The sequence below is a fragment of the Streptococcus sp. LPB0220 genome (assembly GCF_008727815.1).
GTDB lineage: Bacteria > Bacillota > Bacilli > Lactobacillales > Streptococcaceae > Streptococcus.
Genome location: NZ_CP044230.1, coordinates 969,654 through 989,086, shown reverse-complemented (window position 1 = coordinate 989,086; position 19,433 = coordinate 969,654). Strand labels below are relative to the sequence as shown.

Below are 19,433 nucleotides of genomic sequence, written 5' to 3'. Positions count from 1 at the left end.
TATGTTTCCACACATACGCATTTTTTGTTTTATTTTGCTTGTTCTAATCGCTCGACGGTTTGATAAGCTTGGTAGATTAGGAAGAGCCCAGTAGCATTCAAGACTGGAATCGCAATCGGCAACTCGGTCACGATTTGTGAGAAGGGTGAATTGCCAACAAAATGAAGTCCAAACCCAGCTACTAAGTATCCCCAGCCTGCTAGACGTAAATCCTTGCGTCCTCTGCTTGCTTGGACAATTAGGAAGAGCCCTAGCATGACAAGTCCTGTGTAGACCCAGTGAGACATAGGCGCATTAGCCACACGACCGAGAATTCCTGACACCGTGTAAGAGAAACCTTCCGGTAGGTCCTGACGGATATAGGCAAAGTCCTCCACAATCTGGAAACCAAGACCAGAGGCAATAGCCAAAAGGAAGATCGACTTGAGGCGACGAACACTGAACAAATAGAGGACAAAGAAGATAGGAATCAACTTAAAGGGTTCCTCAAAGAGTGGCGCAGCGATGGCACTCTCGTACTGGTTCCAAAAGTCGCTATTTGGAGCGATCGCTTGAATCATGTCATGGAAATAGGTATTGGCAAAGCTAGACAACCAACCGGCAACAAAGCCCCCACCTAATAAAGAAAAGAGAACCGGTACCCAAGATAACTTCCACTTCTTAGCAAAATGAAAGAGAGCCCAGACAGCAGGAATTGCATAGACCAAAAGGATCAAGGTTGAAAGTCCCACAATCCCGTACTGGCTACCAGACATCCAGCCTTCTGTCAGTGACTGGGTCTCATAAGCCAAGCCAATCGCTAGCAAGAGTAAATAGAGAAACAAAATCGATTTGCGTTTCATAAAAGACCTTTCTATAGTGAAATGAAAAAGGCTGGAAGACCAGTCTTTTCCGTGTAGTATCATTGTAACAGGATCAGCTTAAAAAAACAATAAATGTGGATTAGTGAGAAAAATGTAAAACACAGATGCCGCCAGATGGTTGACTGAATTTAGTTACTTAACCACCAAAGCTCCATTTTCCTCCGTCGCCAAGAGCTTCTCATCTTTATCATATATTTTAAGTTTTATACTACTTGGTGTTTTTTGAGTTGCATTGTATTGCTTTACTATCTCTTCTTTTAAATCAAAAAGCGTCTTACAATAATCTTTTGGATTTATATTTGCTAAAGATAGCATATTTTCTGATGCAGATAAGACAAGGACCAGATATTCTTCATTATAATACACTTTCCCCATCTCAATTTCGCCATTGATTTGATTTTGAAGCATATAAGCAAATACTACATTAGGTTTTTCATTTCCAACCAATGAGGTAGGGGCTTGATTCATTCCTTTGACCACTGATTCTTTACTTTCCTTTGTAGAATCTTTTACACTCTGTTCAGTAGACTGCTCTTTTTTGTCTTCATTCTTCACTTCTTTTTGCGCGCACGATGACAGAAATAGCGAGAGAATGGTCATTGTTGCAAACATAGTTTTTTTCATAGATTGCCTCCTTTTAATTTTTAACAAGTCGAAAATGACCTGTAATTGACCAAAATTAGATAAAGCTTCCAGTAAAAGACATTCCAAAATTTTAATTTTATAATCTTATAAGTACTTAGATATTTAACAGTTTAAAAATTATCATTTAATATTATTCTACCATACTCTCTCTCTTACTTCAGTACGGCAAGAATCTGACGAATCATATCTGGATCCCCATCTGGCAAAGTCACCGTCTCTGCATGATCCAAGATTCCTTGGGTAAATTGCGTCATAAACTCTTCACTATTGAGTTCATCTGCAGACTGTTGCCAGTGACTTGGTACAGGGTAGATCGTCACCGTCCCATCACCATTGGATGCATAGGTGATATTTCCTTCAGCTGAATATGAACCAAATAGATGACGCACATCTTTTGGATAATCAACGCCTAAGCCACCATTATAAATCTTTGTTCCAGCTGCACTATTTGAAATATTTAACTCTGATGGCACGTTCTTGATCACATAAGCCCAGACACGAGCAGCTTCAACCTGAGCAGCGGTGTAGCCTGGATAATCATTCTGATCCGACTTCTTCGAAGATTTAACCTCGCTATCCGATCGAGTATTCCACTTCTTGGCCTTACTCGTCTTTGTCGTACTACTGCTATCGTCTGTATCAGCTTGCTCCCGATCTTTCGGTTGCTCTTTCTTACGATAGTAGAAATTGTCATCATCGCCATAAGCCGGTGACTGACCAGCCCAGATCCGATCCTTGGACTTATCCGAAGCATCGTCTTTGCCCGCTTTCTGACCTTTTGGAAGGAGCAAAAGACCATAACCTCCAACACCCGACTTAGCACTAACCGTCATCTCAGCGATCTGGTCCTTCTGCTTAAAGCTCGATGCATCAAGCTCAACATCCTCGCTGACCAAGCCCTTATCATCAAAGACCAGTTCATTGCCACGACCATCGATCCAAGTCCCCTTGATACTCGAGTAGTCCTTAGCCTTGATGGCTTTCAAATCCATACCAGACTGTTTCTTTTCTGAAGTGCTGGTCTGCTTGGAATCCGAACTCTTAGACATCACCATCCTCTGAGGACGACCACACGAAGCCAAGACCAAAGCAGAAAGCACAATTACTAAACCTTTTTTCATATCAATCTCCCTTCACATACCTATTATTTTAGAAAAATAAGAAAGGAGAGTCAATGGAAAAGGGTAGTGTAATCAATTTTTCGTATGGCTTTCACTGAGCATTAATAAATATCAATCCTTCTAACACGAAATTCAACAAATTCACCATTCTCAAGATCATTTGGAATTCCTCCACCTATATTAATCAAAAATTCTCCTACCTGAGCGATATTTCTTGTTTTATCAAATATTTTAGCAATTATAAAATATTCAAAATTATTCAGGTGCTTTACTAGAAATAGATTATCTTCGCTTTTATATACGTCTCCATCAACAATAGCATATAGCATGTCATCAAACTTTCCGCCAATCTTTCCAAAAAATTCATCTGAAAAGCAAACTAATTCATATTGATTATCCGATAGAGTGACATCCGCTTCTTTGGTATCAATATCTATCCATTCTATTTTTTTTACAAAAATCATTAAATTTCTCCTTAACGTTAAAGTCCTACGACTCAAAATAGTCAATACTTCTGTAAATCATTAATTCTATCACTTGATTATCTCTTAGTAGACTTTAGGCTTCTGGCCCTTCTTTAACCAAATCATAAGGGAAATACGGAATACCTTCCAACTCTTTGTAATCCAAACCCTTGAGCTTGCAGAGAGCACCCGATTCAAAAGACCAATAACCTACATGGTTTTTTACATTCTGCTTATGCAAATCATACCAGCCTACATCTCTGCTCCCTTGATACCATTTATTAGTCAAATATTCTTTCAGCAGTTTAAGAGCATGTTCAGCATTTTCTTCTTCAATAATATTTCGAGTAAAGCCATAAGGTATTGGAAAATTATAGTTTATCCGAATCTTCCAATCTGGATGACGATATTGAATCAAGTAATCAATCAAATAATCCTCTGGATCATCTTTTTTAACCAAGTCTACTAGATGATTAAAAATTTCTTCATCAATTTCTAACAGAAGACCAATAGAAAGCGCCCAAATCATTTGCTCATATCCCCATTCCTTTCGCCATATCGGAACTAAACAAGCCACAAATAATATGTATTCCTCTTTAAACTCTGATAAAGAATCCCCCCTAGAATAAGTAGCAAATAAAATGTCTTTTTGATAAGACAATATAGTCGCTAAAGTTGAGTTGTAAACCTCTTTTGTGGGCTTCTTATAGTTTTCGATTCCATTATCTAAATCAATTTGAAGTTTTATTAATTTCTCTTGAAAATACTGTAATGCCTCTTTATTTGACATTAGACCAGCTTTATAATTCTCTTCTGTATTTAAAGTATCGCGTATATCCATTTTCTATCTCCTCTGTCATTTACCAAATATCTACTGATTTATTATTCCTTATTGCAAATGAACTATCTTTTGAAACTTCATCTAAATTCTATTGGCTGTTTTTATAATGTCATCCAATTTGCTATAAAGGCCAGCGCCCTGTTTCAGCATAAATCATGACTTCATATGCTCCCCTAGAAGATTCAAATGCTTTATCCATCAGTTCCTTAGTAATAGGATAGCAAACTTCTGGACCCATGGCTCCGCCAATTTCTTTAAAGAAGCTAATTTCGTAATAGCCATCTGTCTCATATACAATAAATCCATTACCTCTATGTACAATCGTATCTGAATGATTATAATCATCTAACTCATCTGTCTTTGGCCAACGATGATGTTCACAATAAAACATTACTTCTAAAGAATCTATTTCTGATTTTGAAACACGTTCTGCTAATTCCTGGCTCATGGGAAAATTAAGCACTTCTTTCCCTCTACTCCACAGAATCTGATAATCATTATTGTTTTTTAATACCGTACAATTTTTGTATTGTTGAATTTCTGTTGTCATACTATTTCTTTTTGCCTATTTCAATGGCGATACATAATCGTCTGGAAGTTTGCCTTCAGATTCAATCCACATTTGCTCAGCAATCGGAATTAATTTTTCAAGTTCTTCTTTAGTAAATAAATCTCTAGTTTCAGGTAAATCAATTAAAGATGTAGGACTCTCTTCTATGAATCGTTTCTCACTAGCTTTCTTTTCTTCTTCCGTTGGTGGCCAAGAATCGTTCCGAATCTTCCAAGATACTTCGAGTAGCGTTCTCTCCCCACTTTCCAGTAAGGCAAATAACTCATTTGGCAATTCATAAACCACTCGCTGAGGGGCAATTCCTCCCTCCTCTGTAACGTAATAAAGATTACTGCCATTTCTCCAAATGTGCTGACCATAACCTTTTACTTCTTCAAACTGGATAACATCTTCCCATTCTAGTTTTGTTGGTTTCATTTGTATTCTCCTAGCGCAAGTTCTTCTCTCAACCAGAATATCGTAAAAATCAGGTTTCTATTTCTCTTCCTCAATAGGCTACACCATCTTTTATCCATTAATCCAATCTCATTATAAAGTAAGAGCTTACCAATAGTTTATCGGTAAACTCTTGTTTCATTTATTCTATCATAAAAGGGGGAGTTGTTCTGATTGTTGTCCAATAATAAGAACTATTTTGATTGTTTATATAAGTGTTCCAGTAATTGCCGACATTTTTCGTCAATCAATTCTCTATTAGCCAGCTGTTGAATCCATTTTTCTGGGATGCCTTCCAGTTGATAGTGGGCTCCAGCCAAGGTACCTGTAATGGCACCGATGGTATCAGTATCCCCTCCAAGATTAACGGCTTTTAGAACAGCTTCTTCAAAACTATCTGTTGTACCTAAACACCAGAGACAAGCCTTCAAGGTATCAACAACATAACCTGTGGAAGCAATATCTTCCCTAGCTTTTTGATAAAATTCTCTATCAAATATTTCTCTAAAATGTTCCTGATACTCTTCCCAGTATTCTGGTTTTTTCTTGAAATAATCTTCAAAATAAGGTTTTGATTGACAAAGTAATTTTTCTAAACGAATGTTAAGAAGAAAACCGATTAAAAGCTGGACATAAAGAATAGATGCCACGATAGACCTTGGATGAGCATGGGTCAGCTTAGTATATTGCTCAATTATTTTTGATCTATAACTGAAATCAAAATTTTCATATAAGAGCAAAGCTAAGGGAGATATCCTCATCAAAGCTCCATTGCCATTGTCTCTCTCGCTAGTCCCTCCACATTTCTCTGGAGAAACTCCCGCTAAATACCGTTCAATTGCCTGATTAGTCGAAACACCAATATCAAAACAATATCCAAAAGGTGTGAGGTAGCCCTGACGGTAAGCTACAAATTTATCCATCAACCCATTCAAATCAGAATCTTCACATAGGTGTTCAATAAGTGCTAAGGATAAAGAAGTATCATCTGACCAGGTACCAGCTGGTTGATTATAGGTTCCATAACCCACCATATCTGAAATATGATAAGTATCTCTATCTCTAAACTCTACAGGAACTCCCAGTGCATCACCTATAGCTAGACCAAAAATAACCGAATTTATCTTTTGTTTAAGATTATATCTTCTATACTGATTTGAATCATCTTCCCATTTATCTCTTAATCTCATAGCCTTCTCCTACTCTAACTCAGATAAATTCGATTTGAATTGTTTGCTCAGTCGTCATGGATTTCGCATCCTCAATAAGTTTATCGATCTCTTTTTGTGAGATACGAATGTGATTGTATGGTGGTTCCCAATTCTGCATGCTTGACCTATATACAAGAAAACTATTATCAGTCAACAACTCTCCCTCTGCTTTTAAAACATAGCCATTTTCATAGTCGAAAGTAATGTTACCGCTTGTCCCAGAAATTTTCATTCTATTACCTTCTTTACTAAAACATCATGATTCCTTCTCAGGAATCTAATTCCTAACCTTAATCCGATCTCATTATCAGGAGAGAAATCCCAATCAAATTAGTACTTATACTTTCTCCTATTATACCACACCATGGATATCTTATGAACTTGTTCAAAATTTGGTCAAAGAAAAGAGAGTGGGACAGAAATCGGTAATTCGTTAGAATTCGATTTCGTCGTCCCACCTCCGCATAGTTGAGTAGGGCTGTAAAAGCTGATGAAATCAGCGTAGAAGAGCCCACTCAACCACTGCGTCTTTCTCTACAACCCAAAAACAATTGAGAGGCTAGGACTTTTGTCCTAGCCTCTTGTGATTAAATTATTGTCCCCTGCCGGAATCGAACCAGCAACTACTCCTTAGGAGGGAGTTGTTATATCCATTGAACTAAGGGGACCTATAAAAAAAGAAGCGAGATCACTCCCGCCTCCTTGTTCGTCTTAACGACGGATTTCTTTAATACGAGCTGCTTTACCTTGCAATGCACGAAGGTAGTACAATTTCGCACGACGTACTTTACCGTAACGTACAACTTCAATCTTTTCTACACGAGGAGTGTGTACTGGGAATGTACGTTCAACACCGACACCGTTAGAGATTTTACGAACAGTGTACATTTCAGTGTGTCCTTGACCTTTACGAGCGATAACAACGCCTTCAAAGATCTGGATACGTTCACGAGATCCTTCGACAACTTTCGCGTGTACACGAACAGTGTCACCAGGACGGAATGCAGGGATATCAGTACGAAGTTGACCTTCAGTCAAGCTTTGGATTAATGGATTCATTTTATTCTCCTATCTTCGTCAATCTTGAGGGACCTCCCTCAGCGGATAAACTGTATTTTTGTGCTTCCATTACGCACAGAAACTATCATATCAGATAATTTCAGGTTTGTAAAGCTCTTTTCTCTACTTTTTCGCAACTTTTTGACCAGAATAAATGCTCCACTCTTTTGGTAAGCAATAGGCGATGGCGCAAGCAATGACGAAGAATGGCAGGTTGGCATAGCCAAAGACTTCTCCTCCGATTAAGATCGGTGCGAGCAAGGTCGTCGTCGCACTGCCAAAGACACTGGCATATCCGATAGCGGCCACGACTAAGACTGGTAGACCTAACATCGGAGCAAGAAAGACTCCAAGTGTAGCTCCGATCGCAAAGAGCGGTGTCACTTCTCCTCCTTGGTATCCAGCAGAGATCGTCACTACGGTAAAGAGGAGCTTCAAGATCCAGTCATAACTCTGCGCACTGCCCTGATGAAAAGCTACATCAATCAGATTGGTTCCAAGTCCACTATAAGTGCCGACCTTGGTCAGCTGGAGGGTCAAGAGGACCAAGCTGAGTCCGGCCCCTATAAGGGCAATCCGGATATAAGGATTGGGCAAGACTTGAGCGACCGTTTTCTTCAACCAGGAAAGGCTAATTGCAAAGAGTTTCCCAGCAAGGCCAAAAGCCAGGCCAAGAATGGCAACTTTGATCAAGGTCTCTGGTGTCCAGCTCAGCGTTTCTCTTAGTGGCACAGCAAATTTCTCTAAACCAAGGGCATGAGAGGTGAAGCTAGCCACGATTGAGGCAATGAGCGCTGGATAGAGAGCCATCAACTGCAACTCCCCAACTGTCAAGACTTCAAGGGCAAAAAAGGTTGCTGCCAGTGGCGTCTGAAAGAGCCCCGCAAAACCAGCGGCCATCCCGGTCATGAGAAAAATACGCGAAGCATCCGGGATCTTGATATGACGGGCAAAACGGTGCGAAAGGGTCGCTCCGATCTGGACTGCTACACCTTCCCGACCGACCGAACCACCAAAGAGATGGCTCATCCAGGTCGTCAGCATGATCAAAGGCACCAAGACCAAGGGGATTTTCTCCTCACGCGCGTGTCCGACATCAAAGATGAGGCCCATCCCTTTTGAAGCCTTGCCACCAAAACGTTTATAGAGATAAACGATGACAAGCCCCGCTAAGGCCAGAAAAAGAATCAAGGGCCAATGCTGGCTTCGGAAATCCCCGATCAGGAGCAATCCTTGACCAAAAATCATGTCAATAGCACCGACCAAGAGACCAATGAAAAGCGCCATCCCTGTTAGGACCACATACTGTTGTGCTTTTTGCTTGATCGATAGACTAGTCACGCGCCCTCACCTCCTCTTGGAAGTTTCTCGAGCGCTTCATCATATCTTGAAACTGGGCTTGAATGGTCGCCCGATACTGCTCATCCGCCACAAGAGAGCCGACTTTCTCAAGCACCTCTCTTTCCCTTCCTTGATCGAGCACAGGTAAGCCCTGCTGCTCCTTATATTCTACAATCTGACCGACACAGACCATCCGTCTTTCCAGCAAGGCTACAATCTCTTGATCGATCTGGTCAATGTCCTTACGAATCTGATCTAAATCCATGTTTCTCCTCTTTATTTTGGATATAAATCGAGGCTGTAATCCATCGATCCAACCTCTTTGTCATTAATTTGCTTTTGCTACAAGTTCTTCCGCAAAGGCTTCTAATTTTTCAATGTCTTCGTCTTCTGCAGACAAATCAACTTTGACACACTCAGAACCTTTTTCAGCACCAGTCGCAGCGAAGCAACGGTCGAAATCATCAACTGCTTTACAGAATTCATCGTAGAAGGTATCCCCTGATCCTACAACACCATAAAGTTTGCCTTTGAGATCAAGGCCAGCCAAATCTTCGTAGAAATCTTGGATCTCATCTGGAAGCTCTCCATCACCGTATGTATAAGTTGCTACCACCGCGATATCGGCCTCAAGGAAGTCCTCCGCGTCCACAGTTGTACACTCATCCACATCTACTTCGACACCAAGATCACGGAATTTATTCGCTACGATATCGGCGATTTCTTCAGTATTTCCAGTCATACTAGCAAAAACAATCTTCGCTACAGTCATAATTTCCTCCCAAAATCTATTTTCCGTATTATACCATTTTTTCAAGCATTTTGCACGAAACCTTTCCCGAGAAGATGAAAGTCATGGCTCAATCAAAGAAATTGGTCCGATTGAATCTAATCACCCTCGTTTTCTTTTTGAATTTCTTTAATCGTCCAATATTATCCGTTTTTCTTCTCCAACTCGTATTCCTCTTTAATATCTTTGATACGCTGGATTTCTTCATCTAATTTTTTATTAAATTCAGATTCAGTCTTATATGGATAAGAAAAACGACTCCAGGTATACCACTTCAACCCATCTTTCCCTTTAAAATACCATTCAAGTTTGACTGGCAAGTAATCACGATTATAGATGATTCGCACTTTGGAAAATTGATTCTTTTTATTTAAAACTTTGGCTTCAAAATCAGGTGTCTTACCTTCCTTCACTAGAGATTTAGTAATCAACGATTTCGGATCTCGCTCAATGATAAAGTTTGAGTTCTCGATCTCATCTTTTGAAACCTTTAAATTCAGAATTGCGGAAGTAATATTTCGGTATAAGTCTCTATGATACCTATCGGATGGTTTTTCGTCCGAATAACTGCCATATTTTTTCCCATTTTTTACTACTACTTGAGTTATACTATAAAAATTATTGCTCCTCAAATCATAGCCATTCTCAAAATTAAATCGATAAGAATTTTCATATTCCGCACTATCCACAACAATAAACCGCTGTTGTTCTAATATCGATTTTGAATCTTCTTGAATCTTACCTCTTTGAACAACTATGAAAATTCCAGCAACAACTACAAGAATCAAAGCAACTAGAAAAACTTTGAAATTGAATCGCTTCTTTTTAATTTCTATCATCATCTCTCTCATTCTAACAAAATATCTATCCAATGTAAAACCGCTTCCACTGCCCCTACATAGTGATAAACGCTTGCTGGATGGGCCTTTTTTATGTTAAAATTGACAGAGAAAATGAGGTATTGTATGAACGTAATGAATGACATTCTTGAAAAGATTCAAGCTTATGACACGATTATTATCCACCGTCATCAAAATCCGGATCCGGATGCGATTGGTAGCCAAGTAGGCTTGCGGGATCTTCTGCGTGCGCACTTCCCTCAAAAGCGGGTCTTGGCAACTGGCTATGATGAACCGACCTTGACCTGGCTTGCTGAAATGGATGAAGTCAAAGATGAGGACTATGCTGGAGCTTTGGTGATTGTCTGTGACACGGCCAATACTCCCCGCATCGATGACAAGCGCTATACGAACGGTGATTTCCTGATCAAGATCGACCACCACCCAAATGACGATGCTTATGGCGATCTGCTCTGGGTCGATACTGAGTCTAGCTCTACCAGTGAGTTGATCGCACTTTTTGCTAAAGAATTGGAGCTCGAACTTCCTGTAAGTGCTGCGCGTCTTCTATATGCTGGGATTGTCGGAGATACAGGTCGCTTCCTTTATCCTGCTACTTCGACTCGGACCTTTGAGATCGCTGCAACTCTTCGAAGCATTCCCTTTGATTTTACAGCACTTGCTCGTCAGATGGATACGATCAATCTCAAAACAGCTAAGCTTCAAGGCTATGTCTATGACCATCTTGAGATCGATGAACATGGTGCTGCGCGTGTGACCTTGACACAAGAGCTCTTGAAGAAATTCGATCTACGGGATTCAGAGACTGCTGCAATTGTCGGTGCCCCTGGACGCATCGATACCGTATCTGTTTGGGCCATCTTTGTCGAGCAGGCCGACGGTCACTTCCGTGTCCGGATGCGTAGCAAACGAAAAGTGATCAACGAAATTGCCAAACGTCATAATGGTGGTGGCCATCCACTAGCTAGCGGAGCTAACTCCTACTCCCTCGAAGAAAACGACCAAATCTACAAAGAGCTACAAGAAGTGGCTCGCACGAACGAAGGCTGAGAACGGTTTCTCAGCCTTTTTATCTTGGTCATGGGGTTTTCATTTGATATTTCTTATGGTAAAATAAAGCTAATAAATTTTAAGGAGACTTATTATGGAAAAAAATCGTTTGTTTATCATTATCTCTGCTGCGGTAGCGATTCTTAGCTCTTTCTTGCCATGGGCAAGCCTTAATGCTGGTGCCTTTGGTTCATACAGCTGGAATGGCCTTCACGGAGATGGATGGTTCGTTATTATCTTCGCAGTCGTTGCGATTGTCCTTGCTTGCTTGAACGATGTGAAATCTTCACTACCAAAAGGTTTTGCAATTGGTGTTATCGTATCAGGGGCTCTCTCAACTATCGTAACATTGATCGATCTATTTGGTGTAAACAAATATGCTGTTAACTTCAATGGTTATGGCGTTTCAATTGGCTTTGGTTTGATCCTTGCTTTAATCGCATCAATCGCTATTGTTGTAACTGGTCTCTTGGCGATGTCAGGTGGTAAAATCACTAAAGGAACCTTCGAAGAACTTGCTGAATCTGGTAAAGGATTTGCCCAATCAGTTGGACGTGTGACAACTTCTACTGTAAAAACTGCTGTAGATGAAATCAAAAAAGAAACTCACGAACACACTGAGGGACAAGCTGATCAACCGGTTGAAGCACCAAAAGATCCAAATCAATCTGAACAATAATAATATCAGAATCACCTTGGCTTAGCCAGGGTGATTTTTTTGACCATTATTTTAAATAAAATTAGTGAAAATACTTGTCAAGATCCTGGAAATTTGGTAAACTAGCTTAGTAACAATCTATGGCTCGGAAAGAGACCATGGCAGAAAGGAAATATTGCAAAATGAAAAAAGATATCCATCTAGAATATCGCCCTGTTGTCTTCATGGACACTACTACTGGTTACAAGTTCGTCAGCGGTTCAACTAAGTACTCTAGCGAAACAGTTGAATTCGAAGGTGAAACTTACCCATTGATCCGTGTTGAAATTTCATCAGACTCACACCCATTCTACACTGGACGTCAAAAGTTCACTCAAGCAGATGGACGTGTGGATCGTTTCAACAAAAAATACGGTCTCAAATAAGAACCAACACAAAACCACTTCCCTTTTGGGAGTGGTTTTTTTGATCTCTGTTTCTTTTATTGTGAACGCACAAAATAAGAGGTTAGGATGTTGATCCCAACCTCTGTTTTTTATCTTAATGGAACTGCATTCCACCATCCACGATAATGGTTTGACCTGTGATGTAGTTTGAGTCAGGTCCAGCAAGGAAGCTGACAGCCGCTGCTACATCTTCTGGTTCAGAAAGACGTTTCAAAGTGATATCTTTAGCGAATGTTTGCATACCCCATTCGTCGTCTTTGCCTGCGTTCTTCCCAACTTCATGAGCAATGTCAAACATCATTGGAGTCTTAACAATACCTGGTGCATAAGCATTGACAGTGATGCCTGAATCTGCCAAGTCACGCGCCAAAGTCTGTGTGATACCACGAACTGCAAATTTAGTACCACCATAAACAGTCAAGTTAGGGTTACCTACAACACCTGCTTGTGAAGTCGCATTGATGATCTTTCCACCATGACCGAGTGCTTTGAACTGAGCTTGAGCTGCTTGTGCACCCCAAATCACGCCACCAACGTTAATAGCAAATGTACGTGTAAATTGTTCTTCTGTAATTGTATCAAGTGGTGTAGTTGGCGCAACACCTGCATTGTTCACGACAACATTCAAATCTCCAAAATGGTCAACAACTTTTTGGAAAGCTGCAGCCACTTCTGCTTGTTTTGATACATCGGCAACGACTGCAAAAGCATGATCTGCTGATAACTCAGCAACTGCTTTTTCAGCTGTTTCAGCATTGTAGTCCAATACTCCGACCTTGAAGCCATCTTGCACCAAACGTTTTGCGATTGCAAAACCGATTCCTTGACCAGCACCTGTGACAATAGCTACTTTAGACATATGATTCCTCCTTGGTATCCCTGATACCAGCAAATGTTCATAGAAGAACAGCAAAGGTTGACAACTAGTTTTAATGGGATCTTTTATAAATATCCGACAAAACTATGCTAACAGTATACTCTTTTGTGAAAAATATTTCAATCTCTAGCCTATTTTTTCAAAAAAATAGTTTATTTATATGATATTTTTATTTAGTGATAAATGAACTGGAACGTGAAATAGAATAAAGCTTTTAACCAAAACAGATAACTGTTCTATTCTGTAAAAACTACATGAGGCTGGGACAAAAGTCCTAGCCTCTCAATTATTTTTGGATTGTCAAGCAAGACGCAGTGGTTGAGTGGGCTCTACTACGCTGATTTCATCAGCTTTTACAGCCCTACTCAACTGTGCGGAGGTGGGACGACGAAATCGAATTCTAACGAATGACCGATTTCTGTCCCACTCTCTCTCATAAACTATTCATTTGATTGATCCCTTTAGTCATCAGACTCCGCAAATACTTGAGTAGCTTTGACTGCTTTCTTCCACCCCTTGTACAGCTCTTCCTTACGAGATTCATCCATCTTGGGTTCAAAGATTTGAGCTGCTCCATGAAGAGATTTTAATTCTTCCAAGTCTTTCCAATAGCCTACAGTCAGACCTGCTAGGAAGGCTGCTCCTAAAGCCGTAGTTTCCAAATTTTTGGCACGAGCAATCGCAATTCCAAGAATATCAGCCTGAAACTGCATTAAGTAATCATTTTTCGCTGCTCCTCCGTCTACTTTTAGGACAGGGATAGGAGTCTTGGCATCTACCTGCATGGTGTCGATAATATCGCGTACTTGATAGGCAATGGATTGAAGGGTTGCCTTGATAAAGTCTTCCTTGGTTGTTCCCCTGGTAAGCCCAAAGACAGAACCACGCGCCTCTTGATTCCAATATGGTGCTCCAAGACCCGTAAAGGCAGGGACCACATAGATTTCATCCTGGTTCTGGGACTTCAGAGCATAGGCCTCGGATTCAGGTGAATGATCGATCATACGCAGACCGTCACGAAGCCATTGAATGGCACTTCCAGCGATAAAGATAGATCCTTCAAGGGCATAGTAGACCTTACCATTAATCCCATAACCAATCGTCGTCAGCAAGTTATTCTCTGATAACTGCATCTCCTCACCCGTATTCATAATGATGAAGGACCCAGTTCCATAAGTATTTTTGACCATACCAGGTTCAAAGGCTAATTGACCAAAGAGAGCAGCTTGCTGGTCTCCTGCCATCCCTGCAATCGGTACTTGTCCACCGTAGAAATGGAAAGGCGCTGTCTTACCATAGATTTCAGAGTTTGAACGCACCTCAGGAAGCATGGCTTTAGGAATGTTGAGAATTTCCAAAATCTCATCGTCCCATTTCAGTTCCTTGATATTGTAAAGCATGGTCCGCGCAGCATTGGAATAGTCAGTCACGTGGGCTGCTCCATCCGTCAGCTTCCAGACCAACCAAGTATCAATGGTTCCAAAGAGCAATTCTCCTTTTTCTGCACGCTCTTGTGCTCCTTCTACATGGTCCAAGATCCAACGGACTTTAGTCGCTGAAAAGTAAGCATCAATGACTAGACCTGTCTTTTGGTGGAAGGTTTCTACATAGCCTTGGTTTTTAAGTTCTTCAGCCAGTGGAGCAGTTTGACGAGATTGCCAGACAATGGCATTGTAAATAGGAAGGCCTGTGTTCTTATCCCAAACAACTGTCGTCTCCCGTTGATTGGTAATGCCGATCGCCTCGATTTGATTGGGCTTGATGCCACTTTCAATAAAGACCTCAGCGATCACCGACTGAACCGAGTTCCAAATCTCATTGGCATTGTGCTCCACCCAACCAGCCTGCGGAAAAATCTGAGTGAATTCCTTTTGACTAGAGCTAACTTGCTCGCCTTTTTTATTAAAAATGATAGCCCGCGAACTAGTGGTTCCCTGGTCAATCGCCATGATGAAAGTTTCTTGAGACATAAACTGCCCTCCTAAATTAGATACTTAAAAATCTTGTTCTTTCATAAACTAGTATACTCTATTTCATCTAGGATTTGTATCCATTTATTTAAGAAAATCCGGTCTAACATTTTCCTAGTACTTCCAGCTCTATCAGACCAAGCAAAAAGAGCCCTGAGGCTCTTCAAACTAGTATTCAAATGCTTATCAAGATCTGCTCTGATCTAACCGATTTAAGAACTCCATGGTCGGGCTGTCTTGATAAAGTTCTTTGAGAGGAATGTTCTGATAGACAGCTATTTCGTCCGAAGTCACACCGTAACGAATTAATAGATCATAAATACGATTTAAATCATGACGTAATTCATTCGTTATGAGGACATTATCACTTGTTTCTTTTGTTTTCCAATAATAAGATGGCAACACTTCCTTGGTTTCAATTAAAATAGTTTGCAATAAAGTTCCGCCATGACTATCCTTCTGAGAGATATCTGCTCCAAGTTCTAACATTTTTTTAAAAACCTTGAAGGATTGGTCAGCCTTTTCCTTAGACGAATACAACTGATATTGACCATTCCAACGTTTGATCATGCGCCTGCAGTCAAATACAGCTCTTCCACCGGCCGTTTGGATGACCGGTTGACAAAATGGATTCAGCTCTGTCGGTTCTTCGATAAAGTTAAGATCTGCCCCTCTATCAATGAGTAAGTCCGCAATATCTAAATGTCCCGATTTAATAGCGACTTGAAGAAGGGATTGGCCTTGATCTCTTTTAGGTTTGTCACCCGAAACAGCATTGACTTCTTCAGGCTTTTTATCCAATATCTGACGGACTCCCTCTAAATCTCCTCTTCGCAACAACTGAAAGGTTTTTTGCATGGTCTTTCCCCTCTTACCTAGTAAATAAATATCAGACTGTGTTAAAACTATGGTCCTACCTCTAGTTTCTTCGTTAAACTGATTATACCATTTTATGGACTCTACATTGAAGTCCTAAAGGGTGAAGATGACAGACTCTCACAGAAAGAGGTTAAACTTTATTTTTCCGATTTTCGTATTGCTACTAGCCAAGAGGATACTAGGATTTCGAACATAACCAGAAGGATAATCTGAGGAAGAGAACTCTGAACCAGCATAAGGACAGCCAGACTATCGATCAGCATGTGAGCGAGGATACAAGGAACAGCACCTTTCGAGTACTCCTTGAGCGCTCCAAATAGGAAGGTATTCCCTAAAATCATCAAGTAAAAGATGAGATAGTTAGACGAACCTGCTGTAATCCAAGGGAGTTGATAGATGGGAATATGCCAGAGAAACCAGACAAAGGAAAGAACCATCATTTTAGATATAAAGTGCTTGCTGAAGGAAAGATGCTCTTGTAAAAACCAACGCCAACCGACTTCTTCCAGACCACCATATAAAAATGTCCAGGGGAAATAGAGGAAGAAGGCCAAGAGGGAATTCCCAGTAAAGCGAACATTCATGAGCAGGATGGAGATCCCATAATAAATGATGGGGATGAAGAAAGCTAGGATCCAGGCCAGGGAACTTTCTTTTTGAAGAAAGACCTTTTTGAAAAATTCTCCCAGGGATTTAGTTTCACCTAAGACAATGGAAAAGCAAAGAGCCGTTATCATGGGAATCAAGTTCATTAGGATAAACAGGAGTGAGGCCCCCATACTACTCCTATCTGGGAGAAACCAAAGGATAACATGACCTACTAGAAATGTAGCAAGGAGGGCAGTCAGTGCATACCAGATAGCGACTGATTGTTTTGAAATAAATTTGCTCAAACCTTTCTCGATTTCCTCCTGTTCATTTTCTGTAAAATCTTTTAAGTCCATAACCTACTCCTCTTTATCTTTATATAGTAGATTTTACACTCTTACATGTGAATATACAACTAATTTGGATGGGATGTTGCTAGCCGTGAACAATCATAGAATAAGGAAAATCATGATTTCTTTTTTCCTAAAATACCGTACAAAAAGATCTGATGGATTTGCTTAACGTCTGTTTCTAAATTATCACTATGGGCTAACTGATTTCCTACACTATTGAAAGCATCCATAACATTTAAAACAAGCTCTGTTGATAAGTCTCTAGCAATCAGCCCCTCTTCTTTCCCGAGATTAATATAAGTGCGATAAATATCCCTTTTTTTTGCGGTTATCGCTTTCGTTAGGAGACTTGAGAAAGAGGGATCTCTCACCGTTTTATCTTGAAAATAGTCCGAGATTTGCTGACTCATTTTCTCCTGACATAGGTCTAAAGCCTGGTCTAGTTTTGTATTAAAAGCTAGATTACTTTTTAAAATATCCTCGGCTTGCTGGGTTATTTCTTCAAACAAGTCATTAACACAGAGAGCCACCAAATTATCTTTGCTCCCAAAATAATTATAGATAGAAACAGGTGATACTTTCGCTACCTCTGCAATAGATTTTATACTCGTTTCCTTAAAACCTTTTTCTTTGAATAGATGCAAAGCTGCTTGAATAATCGCTTGCTTCTTTTTCTCAGTCGTCTTTTGATATTGATTCATGTGAACACCTCAGTTACTACCAATTGTAGCATAAGTTTGAAATATATACCTGCATATTTCATTTTTTCTTGCTATTCTGACCACCTTTCTCTATAATAAAGTGTGAAATTTAATTATCAATATTTCAAACTTTATTTGCAAAAAAGGGAGGGAACATGCTCATTCAATATCTTATAAAACAGTCTAAAAATCCTAGTGGTCTTGTTGGGCGATTAATTACCAACATCTGGTCGTCCTATTTTAAGAAATTCAGTCTTTGGGCAATCAAACAGACTACCATTTCAGATAATAGTCGGATTTTAGAAATCGGTTATGGCGGTGGTAGCACTATCAAAAACCTACTTGCTTTAGATAAAAATCTTGACATTCATGGCATTGATATTTCCAAGGAGTCTTATCAAACTGCTAAACGGATGCTTTTAAAGTCAATAGAAAACGATAGTGTCCAGCTGATGGTTGGAAATGTTGAAAACCTTCCCTACCAAAATCATTATTTTGATCTTGTCTTTGCCATTCAGACCCATATTTTCTGGAAAGAATTAAAACAAAGCTTTCAGGAAATCTATCGAGTCATGTCCAATCATTCTACTCTGATTATTGCTTCCGAAAAAGAAAAAATTAAGTATCATATGACAGATTATGGAACAAGTTCTGAATTGAGTCAGTTATTAACAAGTATTGGCTTTTCAAAGATTGAAGAAAGGCAAAATCACAAATGGGTTTTATATATTGTCACGAAAAGTGAAAAAAATAAGAGTCAAATGGCGACCAAATAGCTCTTACTCTACTTGTTGAGCTTGAATTAACCCTAAAAGTATTTAGGGCAACGGAAAAGATGACGAGTTCATTAGATTTTTACTAAAACCTTAAAGCCATATCAAAAGAGCAGTTCAAAATAACTGCTCTTTTGATTTATAACTATATGAAGCAATGGAAATTAACCCAGCTTAGGATTTAGCTTTCTCCATACTACTACTAGCAATTCTCATAGCAAGAAGGATTATCAACACCTTAATCACAAGTGATAGCCATACACTCTCAGTTGATGACAGTTGTGATAAAGCATTGATCAACGCATGGGTCATGACACAGATCCATAAATTTTTCATTTTATGGTACAAGGCCGATAAGATAAAGCAGTTAGTTAGCAGACCTACTAGAAACGGAAGCAACTGAATGACAGCTAAAGAACCATCAATGTAAAAGTAAAAAAGATGCCAGCTAGACCAGGCTAAAAAGGTGATCAAAGTAGCTGAAAGATAAGGTATTTTTTCCTCCAAAGTTGGTTGAAAGAAATAACGCCAGCCAATTTCTTCAATCCCACCAAAAAGAAGGGCCTTGAAAAAGAGCACCACTGGCAAGACCAACGATTGAGTGATGATCTTACCACCTAAGATAAATGGGAAAAAGTCGAGTATCAAGAAAACAAGCACCAAACAATAATTTGCTAAACTGTCTTTGACTTGAAAAAAATCTTTGAGAACTTGTTTGAAACTAGATTGATGGTAACTAATGCTTGCAAGACTGCCCCACAAAGCTGATGACAACCCACCTACAATAACAGCGATGATCCCCATTGGTGATGTAAAATCAACCTTCACTCCTCCTACTCTTAAAAAGCAAACCAAAAGGCTGACTCCGAATACTTGACCAAAGGTCCCTAACAAATACATAGATAGGGCTTGCTTTCTACTCATTCGTGATTCCTTT

General features: G+C 39.8%; 24 protein-coding genes and 1 tRNA gene. 4 read left to right on the top strand and 21 right to left on the bottom strand.

From position 1 onward, the window contains the following. Positions 1–29: 29 nt before the first annotated feature. From LPB220_RS05230 to LPB220_RS05155, 15 genes are all read right to left on the bottom strand, one after another. A complete protein-coding gene (locus LPB220_RS05230) occupies positions 30–842 on the bottom strand; it encodes a PrsW family glutamic-type intramembrane protease (protein ID WP_070589127.1) in 813 nt (270 codons plus the stop codon). A 153-nt stretch (positions 843–995) separates the two neighbouring features. After that, entirely contained in the window at positions 996–1,487 is a 492-nt protein-coding gene (locus LPB220_RS05225) for a hypothetical protein (protein WP_150905972.1), read from the bottom strand. Positions 1,488–1,660: 173 nt separating this feature from the next. Further along, a complete protein-coding gene (locus tag LPB220_RS05220; RefSeq protein ID WP_150905970.1) occupies positions 1,661–2,629 on the bottom strand; it encodes a DUF6287 domain-containing protein in 969 nt (322 codons plus the stop codon). A 101-nt stretch (positions 2,630–2,730) separates the two neighbouring features. Further along, positions 2,731–3,093, bottom strand: a complete 363-nt coding sequence (locus tag LPB220_RS05215; RefSeq protein WP_150905968.1) for a hypothetical protein — start codon at positions 3,091–3,093, stop codon at positions 2,731–2,733. 94 nt (positions 3,094–3,187) lie between these two features. After that, positions 3,188–3,934, bottom strand: coding sequence for a PoNe immunity protein domain-containing protein (locus LPB220_RS05210; protein ID WP_150905966.1), 747 nt, complete (start codon positions 3,932–3,934; stop codon positions 3,188–3,190). Positions 3,935–4,055: 121 nt separating this feature from the next. Next, a complete protein-coding gene (locus tag LPB220_RS05205; protein WP_150905964.1) occupies positions 4,056–4,484 on the bottom strand; it encodes a hypothetical protein in 429 nt (142 codons plus the stop codon). A gap of 15 nt (positions 4,485–4,499) precedes the next feature. Beyond that, a complete protein-coding gene (locus LPB220_RS05200) occupies positions 4,500–4,922 on the bottom strand; it encodes a hypothetical protein (protein ID WP_150905962.1) in 423 nt (140 codons plus the stop codon). Between the two features lie 212 nt (positions 4,923–5,134). After that, positions 5,135–6,130, bottom strand: coding sequence for an ADP-ribosylglycohydrolase family protein (locus tag LPB220_RS05195; RefSeq protein WP_150905960.1), 996 nt, complete (start codon positions 6,128–6,130; stop codon positions 5,135–5,137). 19 nt (positions 6,131–6,149) lie between these two features. Further along, a complete protein-coding gene (locus LPB220_RS05190; protein WP_150905958.1) occupies positions 6,150–6,383 on the bottom strand; it encodes a hypothetical protein in 234 nt (77 codons plus the stop codon). A 364-nt stretch (positions 6,384–6,747) separates the two neighbouring features. Beyond that, positions 6,748–6,819: transfer RNA gene (locus LPB220_RS05180), tRNA-Arg, on the bottom strand. A 43-nt stretch (positions 6,820–6,862) separates the two neighbouring features. Further along, positions 6,863–7,210 carry a 50S ribosomal protein L19 gene (gene rplS, locus LPB220_RS05175; protein WP_003003254.1) on the bottom strand — a complete coding sequence of 116 codons (348 nt, stop codon included), beginning with the start codon at positions 7,208–7,210 and terminating at the stop codon, positions 6,863–6,865. A gap of 123 nt (positions 7,211–7,333) precedes the next feature. Continuing rightward, positions 7,334–8,497: a chloride channel protein gene (locus tag LPB220_RS05170; RefSeq protein WP_185755149.1), complete on the bottom strand. Its 1,164-nt coding sequence runs from the start codon at positions 8,495–8,497 to the stop codon at positions 7,334–7,336. Between the two features lie 46 nt (positions 8,498–8,543). Then, positions 8,544–8,816: a chorismate mutase gene (locus LPB220_RS05165; RefSeq protein WP_049474864.1), complete on the bottom strand. Its 273-nt coding sequence runs from the start codon at positions 8,814–8,816 to the stop codon at positions 8,544–8,546. Positions 8,817–8,879: 63 nt separating this feature from the next. Further along, entirely contained in the window at positions 8,880–9,323 is a 444-nt protein-coding gene (locus LPB220_RS05160; RefSeq protein WP_150905956.1) for a flavodoxin, read from the bottom strand. A 161-nt stretch (positions 9,324–9,484) separates the two neighbouring features. Continuing rightward, positions 9,485–10,183, bottom strand: coding sequence for a hypothetical protein (locus tag LPB220_RS05155; protein ID WP_225305931.1), 699 nt, complete (start codon positions 10,181–10,183; stop codon positions 9,485–9,487). Between the two features lie 123 nt (positions 10,184–10,306). On the opposite strand from LPB220_RS05155, the gene LPB220_RS05150 reads away from it, so the two are divergent. The 3 genes from LPB220_RS05150 (at position 10,307) to LPB220_RS05140 (ending at position 12,334) form a co-directional block, all read left to right on the top strand. Then, positions 10,307–11,251 carry a DHH family phosphoesterase gene (locus LPB220_RS05150; RefSeq protein WP_150905954.1) on the top strand — a complete coding sequence of 315 codons (945 nt, stop codon included), beginning with the start codon at positions 10,307–10,309 and terminating at the stop codon, positions 11,249–11,251. Between the two features lie 94 nt (positions 11,252–11,345). Further along, the gene (locus LPB220_RS05145) at positions 11,346–11,930 is read left to right on the top strand and encodes a 34 kDa antigenic family protein (RefSeq protein WP_150905952.1); all 585 of its coding nucleotides are present in this window, start codon (positions 11,346–11,348) and stop codon (positions 11,928–11,930) included. Between the two features lie 161 nt (positions 11,931–12,091). Continuing rightward, positions 12,092–12,334, top strand: a complete 243-nt coding sequence (locus tag LPB220_RS05140; protein WP_318527163.1) for a type B 50S ribosomal protein L31 — start codon at positions 12,092–12,094, stop codon at positions 12,332–12,334. 115 nt (positions 12,335–12,449) lie between these two features. On the opposite strand, the gene LPB220_RS05135 is transcribed toward LPB220_RS05140, so the two are convergent. The 5 genes from LPB220_RS05135 to LPB220_RS05110 all read right to left on the bottom strand — a co-directional run bounded on the left by LPB220_RS05135 (position 12,450) and on the right by LPB220_RS05110 (position 17,723). Then, positions 12,450–13,214 carry a (S)-acetoin forming diacetyl reductase gene (locus LPB220_RS05135; RefSeq protein WP_150905948.1) on the bottom strand — a complete coding sequence of 255 codons (765 nt, stop codon included), beginning with the start codon at positions 13,212–13,214 and terminating at the stop codon, positions 12,450–12,452. Between the two features lie 479 nt (positions 13,215–13,693). After that, complete coding sequence (gene glpK, locus LPB220_RS05125) at positions 13,694–15,202, bottom strand: glycerol kinase GlpK (protein WP_150905946.1); 1,509 nt, start codon at positions 15,200–15,202, stop codon at positions 13,694–13,696. A gap of 186 nt (positions 15,203–15,388) precedes the next feature. Beyond that, the gene (locus tag LPB220_RS05120) at positions 15,389–16,060 is read right to left on the bottom strand and encodes an ankyrin repeat domain-containing protein (RefSeq protein ID WP_150905944.1); all 672 of its coding nucleotides are present in this window, start codon (positions 16,058–16,060) and stop codon (positions 15,389–15,391) included. 158 nt (positions 16,061–16,218) lie between these two features. Beyond that, the gene (locus tag LPB220_RS05115; RefSeq protein WP_150906799.1) at positions 16,219–16,974 is read right to left on the bottom strand and encodes a type II CAAX prenyl endopeptidase Rce1 family protein; all 756 of its coding nucleotides are present in this window, start codon (positions 16,972–16,974) and stop codon (positions 16,219–16,221) included. A 161-nt stretch (positions 16,975–17,135) separates the two neighbouring features. Beyond that, on the bottom strand, positions 17,136–17,723 hold the full coding sequence (locus LPB220_RS05110; protein ID WP_150905942.1) for a TetR/AcrR family transcriptional regulator: 588 nt from the start codon (positions 17,721–17,723) through the stop codon (positions 17,136–17,138). Between the two features lie 155 nt (positions 17,724–17,878). Between LPB220_RS05110 and LPB220_RS05105 the strand changes: the two genes are divergently transcribed. Further along, the gene (locus LPB220_RS05105; protein WP_150905940.1) at positions 17,879–18,499 is read left to right on the top strand and encodes a class I SAM-dependent methyltransferase; all 621 of its coding nucleotides are present in this window, start codon (positions 17,879–17,881) and stop codon (positions 18,497–18,499) included. A 171-nt stretch (positions 18,500–18,670) separates the two neighbouring features. Here LPB220_RS05105 and LPB220_RS05100 read toward each other — a convergent pair whose 3' ends face one another. Further along, positions 18,671–19,420 (bottom strand): CPBP family intramembrane glutamic endopeptidase, encoded by a 750-nt coding sequence (locus tag LPB220_RS05100; RefSeq protein WP_150905938.1) that lies wholly within the window; start codon positions 19,418–19,420, stop codon positions 18,671–18,673. Between the last annotated feature and the right edge of the window lie 13 nt (positions 19,421–19,433).